The organism is Zunongwangia sp. L-65 (genome assembly GCF_056859415.1).
In genome coordinates, this window is the sequence record NZ_JBSXOK010000038.1 from 14913 (window position 1) to 31052 (window position 16140).

The window sequence follows — 16140 nt, forward strand, 5'->3', positions numbered from 1 at the left end:
ATTTTTATGATTTCACACCCCTTATGTGCCGAATCATTTTTAAAAAAGAAAAAGCGAAATTGAGAATTCGCTTTTTCTTTTTTTAAGATATTTATTGATCAATGTTTATAACGTATAGCGTCCACCGGTAATTTCGATTGTTGCTCCCGAGGTATAACTTCCATCTTCAGATGCCAACATCACATAAGCTGGAGCTAATTCAGCAGGTTGACCGGGTCTTCCCAGCGGAGTTTGCTTTCCGAAGTTCTCTACTTTTTCCTTTGGCATGGTAGCAGGAATCAATGGTGTCCATATCGGCCCAGGCGCAACTGCATTTACTCGTATTCCTTTATCTGCCCAAAGTTGAGCCATACTTGCTGTAAAGTTTCTAATTGCACCTTTAGTCGCCGCATAAGGAACCAGATTATCACTAGGGCTATAAGCATTTACAGAAGTAGTATTAACGATACTACTCCCCGGCTTAAGATAAGGTTCTGCTGCCCTACAAAGATAAAATGGGGCATGGATATTTGTTCGGAAAGTCTTATCCCATTCTTCAGCAGAAATTTCTTGAAGACTCGTTCTGGACATCTGAAAAGCAGCATTATTCACAATAATATCAATTTGCCCAAAATGCTCCAAAGTTTTATCTATAATATGCTTACAATGCTTTTCTTGCTGTATGTCGCCATCAATCAAAAGCACTTCTCCATTTTTATTCTTAATAACCTCAGCGGTTTTTTCAGCATCCTTATGTTCATTAAGATAAGAGATAACTACCCTTGCACCTTCAAGGGCAAAAGCATAGGCAACTGCCCTGCCAATACCTGAGTCCCCTCCGGTAATTATGGCTACTTTATCTTTAAGCTTATTATTCCCTTTATATGAATCTTCTCCATAATCTGGCAATGGGTTCATTTCATATTCATCCCCCGGTTCTTTCTGAAGCGGAGTGTCAAATGGAGGTTGCGGATATTTTGTTCTTGGGTCCTTCATAATTAAATTTTTATTCTAAGGTAGAACAGCAATACTTTAATAAGGGTTAAAAAACTCTGAATTGAGATTTATTTAAAATCTAAGCCGTGATTTGCAAAATTTCATTAAAGGACTTTTGATCACCTTCTGATTTTCTTTAAAAAATAAACGAATTTTGATGCTATTAGGACGTAATTGGACGTAATTGAAACAGTTGTGTTAAACAGCATAAAATAACAAACTAAACTCTTCTTAAACGATTATTCTGAAACCGCATCCCGCCATAATTTAGAGGTTTAAGAAAAAGAAAAATGATATCTACCAACCTAAGACAGAAAACTGAAAGGCCAGCGATTTTTTCACGCTCAATGACTTCAGACAAGAAGACTACAAAAGTCTATAATTCCTTTCAGGATTTTATAATCACCAATAATCATCCCTGCATTATGGCTAAAACCGTATTCAGCATGAATTTGGTTAATTTACGAACCTACAATAACCTTGGAAACTTAAATCAGACTAAAGAATTATATAAGGATTTAAAAGCCTATATAAAAAATTATGATTTTGAATCTAACCAGTTCGAAACTTTTATTGCGGTATTCCCAAACAGCCCGGCGTTCACCGAAATCCAGTTTGAAGAGCAACTATGGATGCAGCTGAATCAATTAAATGCTGTAGACGAATATGATTGGGATCCCAGCGTGAGTAATAATCCGCATGATGATAATTTTAGTTTCAGTATTGCCGGAAAATCCTTTTATATTGTAGGATTACATCCTAATAGTTCAAGAAAAGCACGTCGTAGTCCTTACCCGGCGATCGCTTTTAACCTGCACTGGCAGTTTGAGAAATTACGGGAAATGGGAACCTACGATCGAGTAAAAACCAGCATACGAGAGCGTGATGAACAATTTTCGGGAAGTACCAATCCTATGCTTAAAGATTTTGGATCGCAAAGCGAAGCCAGGCAGTACAGTGGGCGAAAAGTAGGAGAACAGTGGGAATGTCCCTTCAAAAAATAAAGAAACTGGAGCAAAACCTAGAGATAGGACAATCTTTTTATAATTTTAAGATACTCCCATCATTGGGAGATTAAAAAATAAGTATAGCAATGAATATTATTTCGAGACAATCGGGAGCTGCTTTTATTTTAAAAAAAGGGGAACAGTTAAAAATACAATCTCCCCAGGGAAACCAGGTTAGCGATATGGTATTATTTAATTTAAATGATACCCGCGAAAAGATTTCGAGTGGAAAAACCCTCGACTTCGAAGAATCTATCCTGATTTCAAGCGGAAACTATCTTTGGAGCAACCGTAGTGAAAAAATGATGATGATTCTTGAAGATACAAACGGAAGAAATGATTTTTTACTAGCCCCCTGCAGCCCGGAAACTTTCGAAATTATGTATCATCATAAAGGTTATCATCCCAGTTGCTTCGAAAACCTGTATCGCAATTTAGAAGCCTATTATATTTTTCCTGATGACATTCCTACAGCCTTTAATATCTTTATGAATGTACAATTTGATGCCGATGGTAAATTAAGCGTAGATCCCCCCACTAACACGCCTCAGGATTATATTCTTTTTGAAGCTCAAAAAGACCTGATAGTCGGCCTAACCGCATGTTCTGCAGAAGATAGTAATGGTGGCAGCTTTAAGGAAATTGCTTACGAAATTATTGCTCAAAAAAATGAGTAACTAAAAATTAATTAGCTATAAAACAGTCTATGAGCTTTTATAAAATGGCTTTAAAAAACTGATAAACAACAAGCATATGAAAACGCATCCTACGATCAGAAAAGGCAACCCCATCCATTCGGGGAGTATATAAAGTTGAGATAGCAGGGCCAGAGCACAGCATACTATAATCAAAACGATTAGTATTTTTGGCCGAAAACTGTTGATTAGTCTCATGGCTGGTAGATTTAAGGGTTGGCGATTACAATTTAAGAATTAGTTATAAAACCTACAAAGCTGTATATCAGATTGTTTGAAATAAGTTAATGTTCATTTGAAATGTACTAAAACCATTATTTTGTTCAATCGTTTTCGCTAAGGCTATAACACTTATTAAATTTAGATTCAGGTTTATATAATTTTTAGCTATAATTTCACAAATCCCTGGCAATGAAAAAGATAATTACTTTTTAATTTAAGCCATAAATCAGAAAGAAGATGAAAGCAGGACACATGAACGATAGAAAAAACGATAAAAGCACAGGCATTACAACCGCTGATTGCATTTACCGAATCAGCTCTAAGTTTAAGCTGAAGCCCGAAGAAATAAGGAAAATTTATAAATTGGATCAGTTTAATATTACCAGGGTATTTATGACCGAAGAAGGTTCATTTGATACTAAAACAGGAAAATATACCTCCAAAAATATTCCAGGTAACGGTAAGGTATGTATACAATACTTTAACGATCAGGCCAAGTCTTTATATTTGACTCTTCAAAAAATACCAACTAATGAAGGCATGCCAGAAGCGTCAAGTACACTTTACGAGCTCATTGAAAAAAGTATAGGTTTCTTTGAAAAAGCACAGCGAGCCTCTAAGCGCCTGTTTTTTCAAAGATTATTTAATCGCCATAAAATATTATGCTTAAGCTATATCAAAGATCTTAATTCTGTATTTGAGAAATCACATCATCACCGTGATACTGATGAAGTTGCTTTATCCAATACCATTTTTGTACTTCAAAAAAAAGGAAGATTTTATGTAATGGAAAAAGCAATACGACTCGAAGAAAAATTACTGGAGCAGATAGAAAAGATGCTGGAATCTGTAAATAAAAATGATAAAAGACAAACTTTATTGGAATTTAAATCTAATCTAATTCAGCATTTGCAGGAATTAAAAAGTATTCATAACTCCGTATTGCTGCATTAATAGTACATCAATCTGATTATTGGTGAAACCACAACTCACCATGTATCCAGATTTCCCGGGCTTATCAAAAAAAATTACCTGATTCATTCCGTGCGAATTTGCCCTCTAAATTCCAAGTATAAAAAAGGCCGTCTCTTTCGAGAACGGCCTTTCCTTAAACATCCATTGAAACTAAACTATATCATACCGGGATGTTCATTGCTGTGGGCTGCCGATCCCAGTTACGGTGGGCAGCGATTTGTTTGATAAAATCTTTAGGGGTTTTACCAATTAATATAGCAGCATCTTTATCAAACATGCTTATTGCAGTCTTATCAAGTAATTTAAAAGTATCCTCTTCGGCAGCAAGAGCTTTACAATGCTTCAAAGTTTCATTGACAAACTTAACAGATTTCGGCGCTTTCACTAAGGCTTCTATACTCTTGGCACTGCCCGGAATATAAAGCGCATCGTATAAAACACTTTCTGTAGTTAATAAGGCCGCATCTACCGGATGTTCCTTACCCTGGTCACATTTTACCGTTCCTCCGTGAGGAGCGACAAGATGTACCACCGCATTTTTGGATACGAGTGCCTCTTTCATTTTCTTTACCTGTGCACCATTAAAACCATCCCCCACTAAAAAAGCAATCTTTCTGGTGGCAATACTATCGGAGTTTAAATGTGTAAGGCTTAGTGCAGCCGACTTCTTCAAGTATTCCTTTTTAGGTGTAGGTTGATGTTCTTCAACATTCGCATCTGCTCCTATAGCCTGATTAATAGGCTGATCAATTTTACTCGGAATTTTCATCCCTAAGCCATCAGCCACTTTTAGTGCAAGATCTTTATCTATCTGTTTAATAACATATAGCATACGTTCCTTAATATGATCATAGGTACATTTTCCCAATTCAAAAGTATACGCATCAGCAACATGTTCCTGTTCCCAATCAGTAAGACTGCGATAAAAAAGTGCAGGCTGAGAATAATGATCACTGAAACTACTACTTCGTGATCTTATTTTTTTCGCATCTATTCGTTCTTCGTAAGAGGTAAAACCTCCTTGGGCCATTTTAGCTAAATGAGGACATCCTCCACCTATAGAGTTTGGGAAATAGGCTGTTTTCCCTTTATCAACCGTCATACGCATCTGCGCATCACGTTGATTATTATGGGTTTCGTTTATAGGCCTGTTAATAGGAATTTCATGAAAGTTAGGACTTCCTAACCTGGATAATTGGGTATCTGTATAACTAAATAACCGTCCCTGTAATAACGGATCATTGGTAAAATCTATACCCGGTACCACATGCCCAGGATGAAATGCCACCTGCTCTGTTTCTGCAAAGAAATTATCAGGATTACGGTTTAAGGTCATTTTTCCTATTCGTTGAACCGGCACCATTTCTTCTGGTATCAATTTAGTGGGATCCAGAATATCAAAATCAAATTTATGCTCATCTTCTTCAGGAATAATCTGCAATCCCAGTTCCCATTCGGGGAATTGACCTGAATCTATGGCTTCCCAAAGGTCCCGACGGTGAAAATCGCTGTCTGCTCCATGAATTTTAACGGCTTCATCCCAGGTAATGGAATGCGTTCCTAAAAGCGGTTTCCAATGGAATTTTACAAAATGAGATTTCCCCTCAGCATTAATCAGGCGGAAAGTATGGATCCCAAATCCTTCCATCATTCTGAAACTTCTGGGAATCGCCCGATCACTCATTACCCAAATATGATTATGTAGGGTTTCAGTAGTATGTGAAACAAAATCGTAAAACGTATCGTGTGCAGATGCAGCTTGAGGAATATCCCTGTCTGGTTCCGGCTTTACAGCATGGATCAGGTCCGGAAATTTCATGGCATCCTGAATAAAAAAGACAGGCATATTATTCCCAACCAGATCAAAAATGCCTTCTTCCGTATAAAACTTCGTAGCAAAGCCTCTAACATCCCTGGCAAGATCTGCAGAGCCTTTATTTCCGGCTACGGTAGAAAATCGTACAAAAACAGGTGTTTTACGTTTAATATCCGTAAAAATTCCTGCTTTGGTATATTCTTCCAGACTTTCATATAATTCAAACACACCATGAGCACCACTACCGCGGGCATGTACTATTCGTTCTGGAATTCGCTCATGATCAAAATGTGTTATTTTCTCCCTAAGAATAAAGTCTTCCAGTAAACTGGCACCTCGCTCTCCTGATTTTAGCGAATTATTGGTATCATTAACTTTAACCCCTTGATTGGTCGTCATTGTTTTTCCCTTCCCATCTTTGGTATTAGAGGCTAAATCCTTACTTTTTTTATTCTCTTCACTAGTACTCATGATATTTTTTGGTTATTGGTTTAGGTCTTAACAAGATAAAGGATATAACCCCCTCTAGAGTGCTCTATTCGCATGATAAGTGCTACATCCAACGTTTAACAAAATAATAGCATTAGGCTAACAAAATATTGGGAGAATATTAAGACAGCTCTACCATCACCGGCATACTAAAAGTGATCCTTAAGAACCTGTTTGGCTGCATTAAAACCCGCCATTCCATGGACTCCACCGCCAGGAGGAGTAGACGATGAGCATATATAAATATTGTTATTGGAAGTTTTATAAGGGGATAGCTTTGCTACGGGCCTTGTAAATAATTGTGTTATATCTTGTTTCCCTCCATTGATATCACCACCTACTAAATTCGCATCAAATTCCTCTAATTGCCGGGTGTTCATGAGATGTCTTTTTAAAATCAATTTACCAAAACCCGGAGCGGCTCTCTCGATTTGACTTTCTATAATCTTTGTACAATCTTGCGTATTACCATTAGGTACATGGCAATACGCCCAAACAGTATGACCTGAATCGGGGGTACGGGAATGATCAAACACACTTGGTTGTACCAGCAATACATAAGGGGTCCCGGGAAGTTTACCCTGATTCACGATTTTCTCAGAATTTTCAATTTCAGAGGAACTAAAACCTATATGTACCGTACCTGCTTTTCTTAATAATTTATTTTTAAATGGTACAGGGGCTCTTAGTGCCCAATCCATTTTAAATACTCCGGCCCCATACTTGAAATTTGAAAGGCGCTTTTGGTATAGTGCACTTAAGGGTAAACTTTTAATAGTTAATAATTGCTTTGGCGTAAGATCAAACACCTGCACTTTTGAATTTGGAATTTGATTAAAATCTTCAATAGCAGAGTTTACTTTAACTTCACCTCCAAGGTGTATATAGTATTTAGCGAGTGCTTCAATAATCTGTCCTGCTCCCGATTTTGGGAAAGGCCATCCATTTAAATGCGCCATTATCATTAATACAAGTCCGAATGATGCAGAAGCGGTACTATTTAGGGGTAATGTAGAATGTGCGGCAGCACCGTAAAACAAAACTTTACTTTCTTCTGTTTTGAATTTAAGCCTGGTAAAAGTACGTGCAGATAATATGGCACTGCGACCAAAATCCAAAAACTGTAAAGGATTTTCCGGTATTTTTATAGGAGCAAGTATATCATTTGAAACCAAAGGCCAATCCTCTATTCGGGTACGCATAAATTTTCGATAAGTACTTTCATCGGCTCCCAGCTGGGCAGCCGTCTTATCAATATCCTGATAACAGGCCACAGCCCCAAAATTATTTGAGTTGCCTAATGTTTGTGCAAAGGGAATTTCAGGATAAATCCATTCTAATCCAAAATCTTCAAGTGGTAACTGCTGAAAAAAAGGAGAACTGTAAGCCATTGGAAGAACCGCAGCTCCTACATCATGCTTATAACCCGGTAATGTTAACTCGGTTGTTTTTGTGGCTCCGCCAAGCATACTTTCTTTTTCTACAACAATTGTTTTCAATCCTTTGGATTGTAAATAGATTGCCGCTGCAAGTCCGTTACTCCCACTGCCCACAATTACCACGTCATAATCATATTTCCCCATTGCAATAATTTTAGTTTAGCATTCTGTTTCCGTAACTCTATTTTCTCAAAATCTATTTGATCTAATTATCCTTCAAGAATGAGTTTCCCTATTTTTCATGCTATCACATCATGACTCATAATATAAGAGAAATATTTAGCCTATGCCCTACTTTCTTTTCACTCAATTAGAAAGCTGAAATCCTAAATCAGCTTACTTTTTATCCCTCTGTTTCTTTTTGAATCATCCAAGCGATTATAATTAAATCATTTAGACCAGAATAAAAGCAATTAGCAATCTAACAGTATAAGCCGTATTAGATTTTTTATTCCATTAAAATAGGTGTTCAGGATATTTTAAATTCCGGGGCAGCATCAGCAATTTTCAAAGAAATTTAAAAATCTTTCAACTTTATTCTTCCTAACCCTTAGCGACCAATACTATTTGTATAACTTTAAAATGTTGATATTCGTAAAATTAATTGGGTAAAACACTGTAATCAAGCAATTGTGGTTTTATGTTCTGATTTCTACGCGGAAAACCAGCAAAGATAAAGCTTGGTAAATTTAGTTATATTACTTTTAATCAATTCGTAACCAACGTTATACATATATCGTTATCTCTCATTTTAGAAGAGCTATGAAAACACTAACGAACATATTGATATTGTTAATTTCCTACTCTTTTTTTGGACAAATAACATCCAAAATAAACCTCAATAAAACTCTTTCAGAAAACATTGAGAAAAACGAAATTGAAATTGCTGACGAAACTCGTTTGTATATAAATGATGGAACTTCAAATGAACTTTTCTACTATGCACTAAAACCTAAGGAGAAAATTAAAGGTACTCTTATATTATTACCTCCTACTGCACAAAAAGTTGAAAATGTAATAAATAATAATATTGAATTATCAGAGCTAACATTTAAGAACGGCATTCTATTAATAATACCTTCAATTAACTACAACCTTTACCTTGATAGCATCACACTAAATTTTTTGAATACTGCTTTTAAAGATGCCATTTTGAAATATCAAGCACCAAAAGACAAAATCATAATCGGAGGTTTTTCTTTGGGAGGGATGAATGCGATTAGATATGTAGAACTTTCGAAAGAAAATCCCAATTCAACATCAATCAACCCTGTTGCTGTTTATGGAATAGATCCTCCACTGGATTTGGCAAGAATTTACTATTCATTTAAGCGAATTAAAGAACTGAACTTTTCGGAAGTAGCCGTGAATGAGGCAAAAGATTATTTAGCCAAACTTAATAAACAATTTGGTGGTTCACCTAAAGAAGTACCAAATATTTACTCTAAAAATTCGATGTATTCAAAGAAGAAAAAAGGTGGAGGCAATGCTAAATTCCTAATGGATACTCCAATCAGAATCTACTCTGATCCAGATATTGATTGGCACTTAAAGGAGAGACATACCGATTTGTATGATATTAACGCCTTGGACCAAACTGCAATGATTAATGAGTTGAGAATATCTGGTAATAAAGATGCAGAATTTATTAATGCTTTAGGCAAAGGATATCGATTGAATGGAATGCGACATCCACACTCCTGGTCACTTGCTGAACCTAATGAATTAATGGATTGGATAATTGAAAAGTTGAATAGAAACGGTGATACCGCCCATAACTAACGCTATGCTGGCATAGCTAGGGAAACCTTGCGATGCCCCCTCTAAAAATCCAACCGGATATTTATAGACTTCGGTTCATTTTCGCTAAATTTATTACAAAACCATGCCAAGGTTTATTCCCCTGGCCTTAGCCAATTTCAAAAATGACAACCCAAGAACTATTAACAACCACAGCACACAGACCTTGGAAAATTCCGAATAACAATTGGAAATTTTATCAAGAATGGAATAATGCACTATTTCTACATTATCAAGTTGACTTAAACGAATTGGAAAAGTTTGTTCCTAAAGAATTAGAGATCGACTTATTTGATGGTAAACCCTGGATTTCGGTTGTTGCGTTTACAATGGAAAAGATTAGACCTAAAAACCTTCCCTATTTTCCTCCAATATCAAACTTTGATGAGATCAATATCCGTACGTATGTGAAGTCAAATAATAAAACCGGAGTTTACTTTTTAAGTATCGAAGGTGGAAAAATGCTATCCTGTAAAATCGCAAGAGGTATTTCAGAGCTTCCATATAGATTTTCTAAAATTAAGAGGGCTAATCAAAAATATCAATCTGAAAATTCATATTTTAACGATAGGCTTGATATTCAATTCACCATTGGAAATAAAATAACAAGAAAGACTAAATTGATCAACTGGTTAACAGAAAGATATGCTCTTTTCCAAGATACTGACAAATCAATAAATGAATTTGAAATCCATCATTTAGAATGGCCTATTAACGAAATTAACTTAAGTAAATTGGAATTGAATTATCCAAGATTCAAAAAGTTAATTAGCGAACAACCAAGCAAGATTCATTACTCGAAAGGAGTAAAAGTATTGGCCTGGGGAAAAATAAAAAATGATCGCTAGAAAGCTTAATTGTGAATACAGCTCCCTTTTTGTTTCAGGCAGGTTAAATTTGTGAATATGAATAATGAAAACAATAACTTAATCCTTTAATAAACCTATTATGAGTCATTGCGTAAAAATGTTAAGAAAATTAATTTTAATTCTTGTAAATAATATCACATAAAAAGCAAGTACACTATAGCAATTCACTACAATTTATTCTTCATCAGTAAAATTATAATTTTAGAAATCTACAAGAATTAGCTAATTTAGTTTCCCAATATGTTCTGAATGGGACGGCGTATCTAATCCAACTGGCGAAATAAAATCTTCAAAAATTTTGAAATATGGAACTTAAACTTGCTGATAAAAAATCTGAATTGCTCGACATCCTCCGAATTCAAAAAGAAAATCAATCAAGCAATTTATCCATAGACTCTGCAACCACAAATGGGTTTGTAACCGTAACGCATAGTTATGAAATGATTGAAAAAATGAATTCCAGGGCAAAACAGGTCATTGCTAAAATGGACGATCAGGTCATTGGATATGCCCTGGTCATGTTAAAAGAATTCGAAGATTTAATCCCTGTGCTTATCCCAATGTTTGAAACATTTAAAAAAATCGATTATAATGGCCAAAAACTTGATCAACTCAACTATTATGTAATGGGTCAAATCTGTGTACAGGATCATTTTAAAAGAAAAGGAATTTTCAAAAAACTCTATGAAAAACATAAGGAAGAATATTCCAAACTTTATGACTATTGTGTAACCGAGGTTTCCTCAAGTAACCTCCCTTCCATGCTTGCCCACGAAAAATTAGGATTTAAAACCATATATACATTTACCGACCAGACTGACACATGGAATATTTTGTTGTGGGATTGGAATTAAAATAACAATATTAACATTAACCTAAAAAATGCTTTCAAAGAAACAAGATCTAAATAAGTCTTTTAGGCACTTGTGAATTTAGTGTCTCTGCCCAATAATCTGGGATGCTGAAAGCATTATGCTACTTAAAAATGAAAGATTCAAAAATTACTGGCATTCCCAAAATCTATCCTGAAATTGAAAGAAAAAGTAACGAAATAGGGTTTACAATGCCATCTGACCTCTATGTTGGAACACTCTTAAAAACCCTGGTTTCGTCAAAACCGAAAGGTCATTTTCTGGAATTAGGTACTGGTATTGGGCTATCGCTTTCCTGGATGGTCGATGGAATGGATGCTGAATCGAAAATTACAAGTATTGATAATGATTCAGAACTCGTTGCCATTGCTAAAAGCTATTTTGAACAGGATAAAAGAGTGAAAATAATAGGCATGGATGGGACTGAGTGGATAAAAAACTATTCTGGAAAAGCATTCGACTTAATCTTTGCTGATGCCTGGCCTGGGAAATATAGTGAAATTGAGGAAACTCTTGATTTGATAAAGCCTGGTGGAATTTATATTATTGATGATATGTCGGTGCAACCGAACTGGCCAGATGGACATCAGGAGATTGTGGACCAATTAATTGGATATTTAGAAAACCGAAAAGATTTTAACCTCACTAAAATGAACTGGTCCACCGGAATTATAATCGCAACTAAAAAATGCTAACTAATGGATGAATCATGGTTAAAACGAGAAGTCTATAAGCTTACTACCTGAGCTTAAAAATTTTTATCTGATATTTTAAGTAGAGCATCTATCTTATTTGGTGTTTCCCGAAGAAGAAAATTAAAGCGACATTTTACGGGAAACCGTATTCACCGCTCAAACTATTTATATAATTTTAAAATGTTGATATTCGATAAATAAATTGGGTATTTTCATAGGATATTAAAGCTTTCTGAGCATAGTATGAAAATCCACCTCAATAAAAGTAAATGACAATTATACGAATTCTTTATTTGCGAATTATAAGCAATTACAATGAATAAAAAACTGCTACCTCTTCTCATCTTATTTATCTTTACTCCACTATTGCTTTTAGCGCAATCTCAAGAAGAGTTAAATAATGCTCTTAATTCTAATGAGATATTAATTCAACAATTAGGTCAATTAGGCCCGATGGCTTTTAATCCATACATTACAATTTTTACAACCTCACTTTTTTCAATGTTGGATATTAAAAATCAATTTATAGCTACAAATCCTTTTTTTAACAATTGGTTTGTTTTAATAACATCAGGGATTTTACTTAGTTTCACTTCTATAGTAAAGCTTTTTGGGGATAAAATTAATGGTCCACTTAGAACAGTAATTAATTTTTTAGATAATAAAGCATCTGTTATTATTACATGTATGATTATTATAACTCCAACAGTTTTAGGTTTTCAAGAACAAGAAGATTTAGTTTTATACCAAGCTAGTTTTGTAGGTGTAACAATAAAAATGCTTTTAATTCTTATAGCTTCTATTTATTATTTGACAGTTGTAATGGCCATAAGATTATTTATAGAAATTTTAATTTTTCTTTCTCCTATTCCAATAATTGATACACTTTTTGAAATATTCAAGATTGTATTTACAGTAGGTTTTGTGGTATTAAGTATATTCTATCCAACCGTCTCTTTTATATTTTCAATCTTCATATTTTTGATATCATTAATTCTATATCGCAGAGCAAAAAGTTCAATTAATAAGATAAAATACCTAATTATCTATCCAATTCTTAAATTTTTAAGTTCAGATAAAAATAGCTTAGTTGAATTCCAGCCGCAATCAAAATTATTAGATAGGATTGATTTATCCATTCCAATATTGATTGTTAAAAATAAATTCGGCTACAAAAGACATTCTATATTATGGCTAATTAATAGTGAGAAAAAGAATTATATCGTGCAAAAGAAAATTTTTCGAAAGCTAAAAATTAACCAAATAGAATTAAAGAATTGCTACATTAAAAAGGGATTAATGTATTCAAGGATCGAAAGTAAAGATAAAGAGACTGTTTTATTTCTAAATAAAAACTATAGTGCTCATTTAAAAATAATTGCTGAAAAACTCAATATTATTTTTGAAGAAAGTGGAAATGACAAAAATGAAAAGAGCCTTTGGTTAAAACTTCAAAATTCAATTTCAAAAGAGGAAAAAAAGGAATTGAAAACCATATAAATTCGACAATCATCTTCAAGAGTATCAATTCATCTCAAATTCTTTTTATTTTAGATACAAAATAGTTTAAAAGATATCTTAACAGCTGTGGGGATTTTTATAACGAATACCACAACTTGCAATAACTAGAACAAGTTGCTCTTAATCTTGAATGAAATACAGCAACGAAAAAATAATTGAAAGACTTGAAGCAGGTGAGAACCTTAAATTTCTCTTGTTTTTGGGACACCAGAAATCTGAGCAGATATCGAAATGTTGTTTAAGTCAATTGTACGAGTCTAAATTTGAAGTTAATGGAATTAAATATCATACAGCTGAACATTATATGATGGCTGAAAAAGCTCTGCTATTCGAGGATAAACAAATTTATGAGCAAATAATAACTAGTGCGTATGCACCCCACTAAACCCGTCTTGACTTCCTTTTTTTCTGATGCTAGCTTTGCTGCTCTAAAATAATATTTATCATGAGTAAACGGGAAGAAATGTACACTTTAGTTAATGAATATCGTACTAGTGGCCTTTCAGCAAAAGCCTTTAGTAAAGAAAAAGGGATCCGTCCTTCCACTTTTAGTTACTGGATCCGCAAGAGGAAAGATGAAGATCAGCCTGGGGGATTTGTAGAAGTAACCACAGGATTAAACGCATCATTGGTTGAGCTGGAACTTAGTTATCCCAACGGGGTAAAACTTCAAATGAATGCTACGGACCTTAGACTTATTGCCCGGCTGGTTAAGCTTTATTAATGTTCTGCTTAGGTTCCTCCCATAACTATCACTTTTATCGTAGGCCCTGTGATATGAGGAAAAGTTTTAATGGTCTGAGCGGATTGGTGAAAAATGAACTAAACCGGGAGCCTGCCAGCGGTGATGTGTTCGTTTTTCTTAACCGGAACCGCACCCATCTCAAGCTGTTGCACTGGGAGCGGGGCGGCTTTGTTTTATACTACAAACGACTGGAGCGCGGAAGCTTCACTCCCCCTGTAATTAAAGAAGATCAGACCAGTTTTACCTGGCCCCAATTGGTACTGATGATAGCGGGTATTACCGTTGAAAAAAGTGTTCAGAAATTACGTTATTCCCATTAGGGAATAATGGTGTATTATTAGTAAAAACAGGCCTTCACGCTAGGTTTAACAGTTCGCTTGACGTATATTTATCCTATGGAAAACACCTTGGAAAACCTTACTAGAGAACAACTTTTAGTGCTCCTTGTCAAGCAGGAAAGAACCCTGCAAAAGGAGACTGAAAGAAGGGAGAAGGCGGAAAAAATTGTTTCCATAAAGGATCAAAAAATCTCCGATCTGGAATTCCAACTTGCCCAGTACAAGCGAATCTTATACGGGCAAAAAAGGGAACGCTTTCAAGGCAATAAGGACCAGATGAGCCTTCCCTTCGAGATGTGGCCGGAAACAGCCCTAAAGCAAGAAGAACAAGTAAAAGAGAAGCTCACTTATGAGCGTCGAAAGAGAACATCTGCCCATAAAGGGCGCATGGCACTTCCCCCACACCTGGAGGTAAGGGAAATTGAGATTTATCCAGAGGAAGATTACAGTGATATGGTATGCATTGGCAAGGAAGAGACCGATGAGTTGGAATATGAGCCTGCCAAACTTTATATCAAGCGTTACATCCGCTTTAAATATGCCCCTAAAAATAAAGAAGGTGTCTTTATCGGGGAACTTCCTTCCAGGGTTATTGAAAAAGGCATCCCTGGAGCAGGGCTTCTGGCCTGGATACTGATCTGCAAATATGTAGACCATCTCCCGCTTTACCGCCAACTTCAGCGCTTCAAAAGAGAAAACATCCCTATTGCAGCCTCCACTTTGGATGGCTGGGTCAGGCAAAGTCTGGAACTGCTCGATATACTCTATCAACATCTGCTGGAAGACATTCGCTCAAAAGGATACCTGCAGGCCGATGAGACGCCCATAAAAGTGATGGATAAAAACAAAAAGGGCACCACCCATCAGGGCTATTACTGGGTGTACCATTGCCCTATAGATAAAACCGTACTCTTTGATTACCAACCCGGACGAAGTGCCCAGGCTGCCCAGCACGTATTATCTGGATTTAAAGGCTACTTGCAAAGTGACGGGTACAGCGTATATGACAAAATCGGAGCACGGGAAGGGATTACGCACCTGAACTGTTGGGCACACGCTCGAAGAGAATTTACCAAATCCCTGGATAATGATAAGCAGCGAGCTGAAATAGCCCTGACTTATATCCAAAAGCTTTATAAAGTCGAAGCCAGGGCCAGGGAAAACAACCTGGATCCCGAGCAACGAAAAGCGCTTCGCCTGGATGAATCCTTAAAGATCCTCGAGGGGTTTGGTAAATGGATGGTAGATGAATTACAGAAGAACCACATCCTACCGAAAAGTCCGATAGCAAAAGCCATACATTACACCTTGGGTAAGTGGGACAAGCTACACACCTATTTATATGATGGAATCCTGGAGATTGATACGAACCTTACTGAGAATGCCCTTAGACCCCTTACAATCGGAAGAAAAAACTACTTGTTCGCCGGGTCTCATAATGCAGCACAGCGATCGGCGTGTATTTATTCCTTTATGGCTATCTGCAAAAAGCACGACGTGAATCCGCAGGAGTGGTTAAAGCATACCCTGGAGAATATTCTCACTATCAATCATAAAAACCTCCGGGATCTGTATCCACAGAATTATAAAAAACTAAAGAATACCTAATAGATCTTCACCGCTAAATTCTGTTATAAGTATATTCAGATTAACTTCCTAGATGTACTTGGTGGGGTGCATAC

At 35.8% G+C, this 16140-nt stretch carries 15 protein-coding genes; 12 read left to right on the forward strand and 3 right to left on the reverse strand.

Annotated features, from left to right (window positions below):
* Positions 1-105 precede the first annotated feature (105 nt).
* The gene (locus AC13DP_RS03805) at positions 106-975 is read right to left on the reverse strand and encodes a glucose 1-dehydrogenase (RefSeq protein ID WP_228252302.1); all 870 of its coding nucleotides are present in this window, start codon (positions 973-975) and stop codon (positions 106-108) included.
* 290 nt (positions 976-1265) lie between these two features.
* On the opposite strand from AC13DP_RS03805, the gene gntA reads away from it, so the two are divergent.
* From gntA to AC13DP_RS03820, 3 genes are all read left to right on the forward strand, one after another.
* Entirely contained in the window at positions 1266-1979 is a 714-nt protein-coding gene (gene gntA / locus AC13DP_RS03810) for a guanitoxin biosynthesis heme-dependent pre-guanitoxin N-hydroxylase GntA (protein ID WP_347405914.1), read from the forward strand.
* A gap of 89 nt (positions 1980-2068) precedes the next feature.
* Positions 2069-2659 (forward strand): DUF1989 domain-containing protein, encoded by a 591-nt coding sequence (locus AC13DP_RS03815; RefSeq protein ID WP_347405913.1) that lies wholly within the window; start codon positions 2069-2071, stop codon positions 2657-2659.
* A gap of 477 nt (positions 2660-3136) precedes the next feature.
* Complete coding sequence (locus AC13DP_RS03820; RefSeq protein ID WP_347405912.1) at positions 3137-3853, forward strand: hypothetical protein; 717 nt, start codon at positions 3137-3139, stop codon at positions 3851-3853.
* A gap of 181 nt (positions 3854-4034) precedes the next feature.
* On the opposite strand, the gene AC13DP_RS03825 is transcribed toward AC13DP_RS03820, so the two are convergent.
* Positions 4035-6161 (reverse strand): catalase, encoded by a 2127-nt coding sequence (locus AC13DP_RS03825; RefSeq protein WP_347405911.1) that lies wholly within the window; start codon positions 6159-6161, stop codon positions 4035-4037.
* Between the two features lie 167 nt (positions 6162-6328).
* Positions 6329-7762, reverse strand: coding sequence for a phytoene desaturase family protein (locus AC13DP_RS03830; protein WP_347405910.1), 1434 nt, complete (start codon positions 7760-7762; stop codon positions 6329-6331).
* A 618-nt stretch (positions 7763-8380) separates the two neighbouring features.
* On the opposite strand from AC13DP_RS03830, the gene AC13DP_RS03835 reads away from it, so the two are divergent.
* From AC13DP_RS03835 to tnpC, 9 genes are all read left to right on the forward strand, one after another.
* The gene (locus AC13DP_RS03835) at positions 8381-9400 is read left to right on the forward strand and encodes a hypothetical protein (RefSeq protein ID WP_347405909.1); all 1020 of its coding nucleotides are present in this window, start codon (positions 8381-8383) and stop codon (positions 9398-9400) included.
* A 143-nt stretch (positions 9401-9543) separates the two neighbouring features.
* Positions 9544-10266 carry a YqjF family protein gene (locus AC13DP_RS03840; RefSeq protein ID WP_228252296.1) on the forward strand — a complete coding sequence of 241 codons (723 nt, stop codon included), beginning with the start codon at positions 9544-9546 and terminating at the stop codon, positions 10264-10266.
* Positions 10267-10592: 326 nt separating this feature from the next.
* Complete coding sequence (locus AC13DP_RS03845) at positions 10593-11141, forward strand: GNAT family N-acetyltransferase (RefSeq protein ID WP_347405908.1); 549 nt, start codon at positions 10593-10595, stop codon at positions 11139-11141.
* 131 nt (positions 11142-11272) lie between these two features.
* On the forward strand, positions 11273-11854 hold the full coding sequence (locus AC13DP_RS03850) for an O-methyltransferase (protein ID WP_347405907.1): 582 nt from the start codon (positions 11273-11275) through the stop codon (positions 11852-11854).
* A gap of 315 nt (positions 11855-12169) precedes the next feature.
* Entirely contained in the window at positions 12170-13354 is a 1185-nt protein-coding gene (locus tag AC13DP_RS03855; protein ID WP_347405906.1) for a hypothetical protein, read from the forward strand.
* Between the two features lie 151 nt (positions 13355-13505).
* Positions 13506-13760 (forward strand): NADAR family protein, encoded by a 255-nt coding sequence (locus AC13DP_RS03860; protein ID WP_483067332.1) that lies wholly within the window; start codon positions 13506-13508, stop codon positions 13758-13760.
* A gap of 60 nt (positions 13761-13820) precedes the next feature.
* Positions 13821-14099: an IS66 family insertion sequence element accessory protein TnpA gene (gene tnpA / locus AC13DP_RS03865; protein ID WP_483067333.1), complete on the forward strand. Its 279-nt coding sequence runs from the start codon at positions 13821-13823 to the stop codon at positions 14097-14099.
* The gene (gene tnpB, locus AC13DP_RS03870; protein WP_228252529.1) at positions 14099-14440 is read left to right on the forward strand and encodes an IS66 family insertion sequence element accessory protein TnpB; all 342 of its coding nucleotides are present in this window, start codon (positions 14099-14101) and stop codon (positions 14438-14440) included. The genes tnpA and tnpB overlap by 1 nt, the downstream gene beginning before the upstream one ends.
* A gap of 75 nt (positions 14441-14515) precedes the next feature.
* Positions 14516-16066: an IS66 family transposase gene (gene tnpC, locus AC13DP_RS03875; RefSeq protein WP_347408983.1), complete on the forward strand. Its 1551-nt coding sequence runs from the start codon at positions 14516-14518 to the stop codon at positions 16064-16066.
* Positions 16067-16140 lie beyond the last annotated feature (74 nt).

Excerpts from the sequence above, each read along its gene's own strand:
- AC13DP_RS03805 (WP_228252302.1), bottom strand. The coding sequence starts at position 975 with ATGAAGGACCCAAGAACAAAATATCCGCAACCTCCATTTGACACTCCG.
- gntA (WP_347405914.1), top strand. The coding sequence starts at position 1,266 with ATGATATCTACCAACCTAAGACAGAAAACTGAAAGGCCAGCGATTTTT.
- AC13DP_RS03815 (WP_347405913.1), top strand. The coding sequence starts at position 2,069 with ATGAATATTATTTCGAGACAATCGGGAGCTGCTTTTATTTTAAAAAAA.
- AC13DP_RS03820 (WP_347405912.1), top strand. The coding sequence starts at position 3,137 with ATGAAAGCAGGACACATGAACGATAGAAAAAACGATAAAAGCACAGGC.
- AC13DP_RS03825 (WP_347405911.1), bottom strand. The coding sequence starts at position 6,161 with ATGAGTACTAGTGAAGAGAATAAAAAAAGTAAGGATTTAGCCTCTAAT.
- AC13DP_RS03830 (WP_347405910.1), bottom strand. The coding sequence starts at position 7,762 with ATGGGGAAATATGATTATGACGTGGTAATTGTGGGCAGTGGGAGTAAC.
- AC13DP_RS03835 (WP_347405909.1), top strand. The coding sequence starts at position 8,381 with ATGAAAACACTAACGAACATATTGATATTGTTAATTTCCTACTCTTTT.
- AC13DP_RS03840 (WP_228252296.1), top strand. The coding sequence starts at position 9,544 with ATGACAACCCAAGAACTATTAACAACCACAGCACACAGACCTTGGAAA.
- AC13DP_RS03845 (WP_347405908.1), top strand. The coding sequence starts at position 10,593 with ATGGAACTTAAACTTGCTGATAAAAAATCTGAATTGCTCGACATCCTC.
- AC13DP_RS03850 (WP_347405907.1), top strand. The coding sequence starts at position 11,273 with ATGAAAGATTCAAAAATTACTGGCATTCCCAAAATCTATCCTGAAATT.
- AC13DP_RS03855 (WP_347405906.1), top strand. The coding sequence starts at position 12,170 with ATGAATAAAAAACTGCTACCTCTTCTCATCTTATTTATCTTTACTCCA.
- AC13DP_RS03860 (WP_483067332.1), top strand. The coding sequence starts at position 13,506 with ATGAAATACAGCAACGAAAAAATAATTGAAAGACTTGAAGCAGGTGAG.
- tnpA (WP_483067333.1), top strand. The coding sequence starts at position 13,821 with ATGAGTAAACGGGAAGAAATGTACACTTTAGTTAATGAATATCGTACT.
- tnpB (WP_228252529.1), top strand. The coding sequence starts at position 14,099 with ATGTTCTGCTTAGGTTCCTCCCATAACTATCACTTTTATCGTAGGCCC.
- tnpC (WP_347408983.1), top strand. The coding sequence starts at position 14,516 with ATGGAAAACACCTTGGAAAACCTTACTAGAGAACAACTTTTAGTGCTC.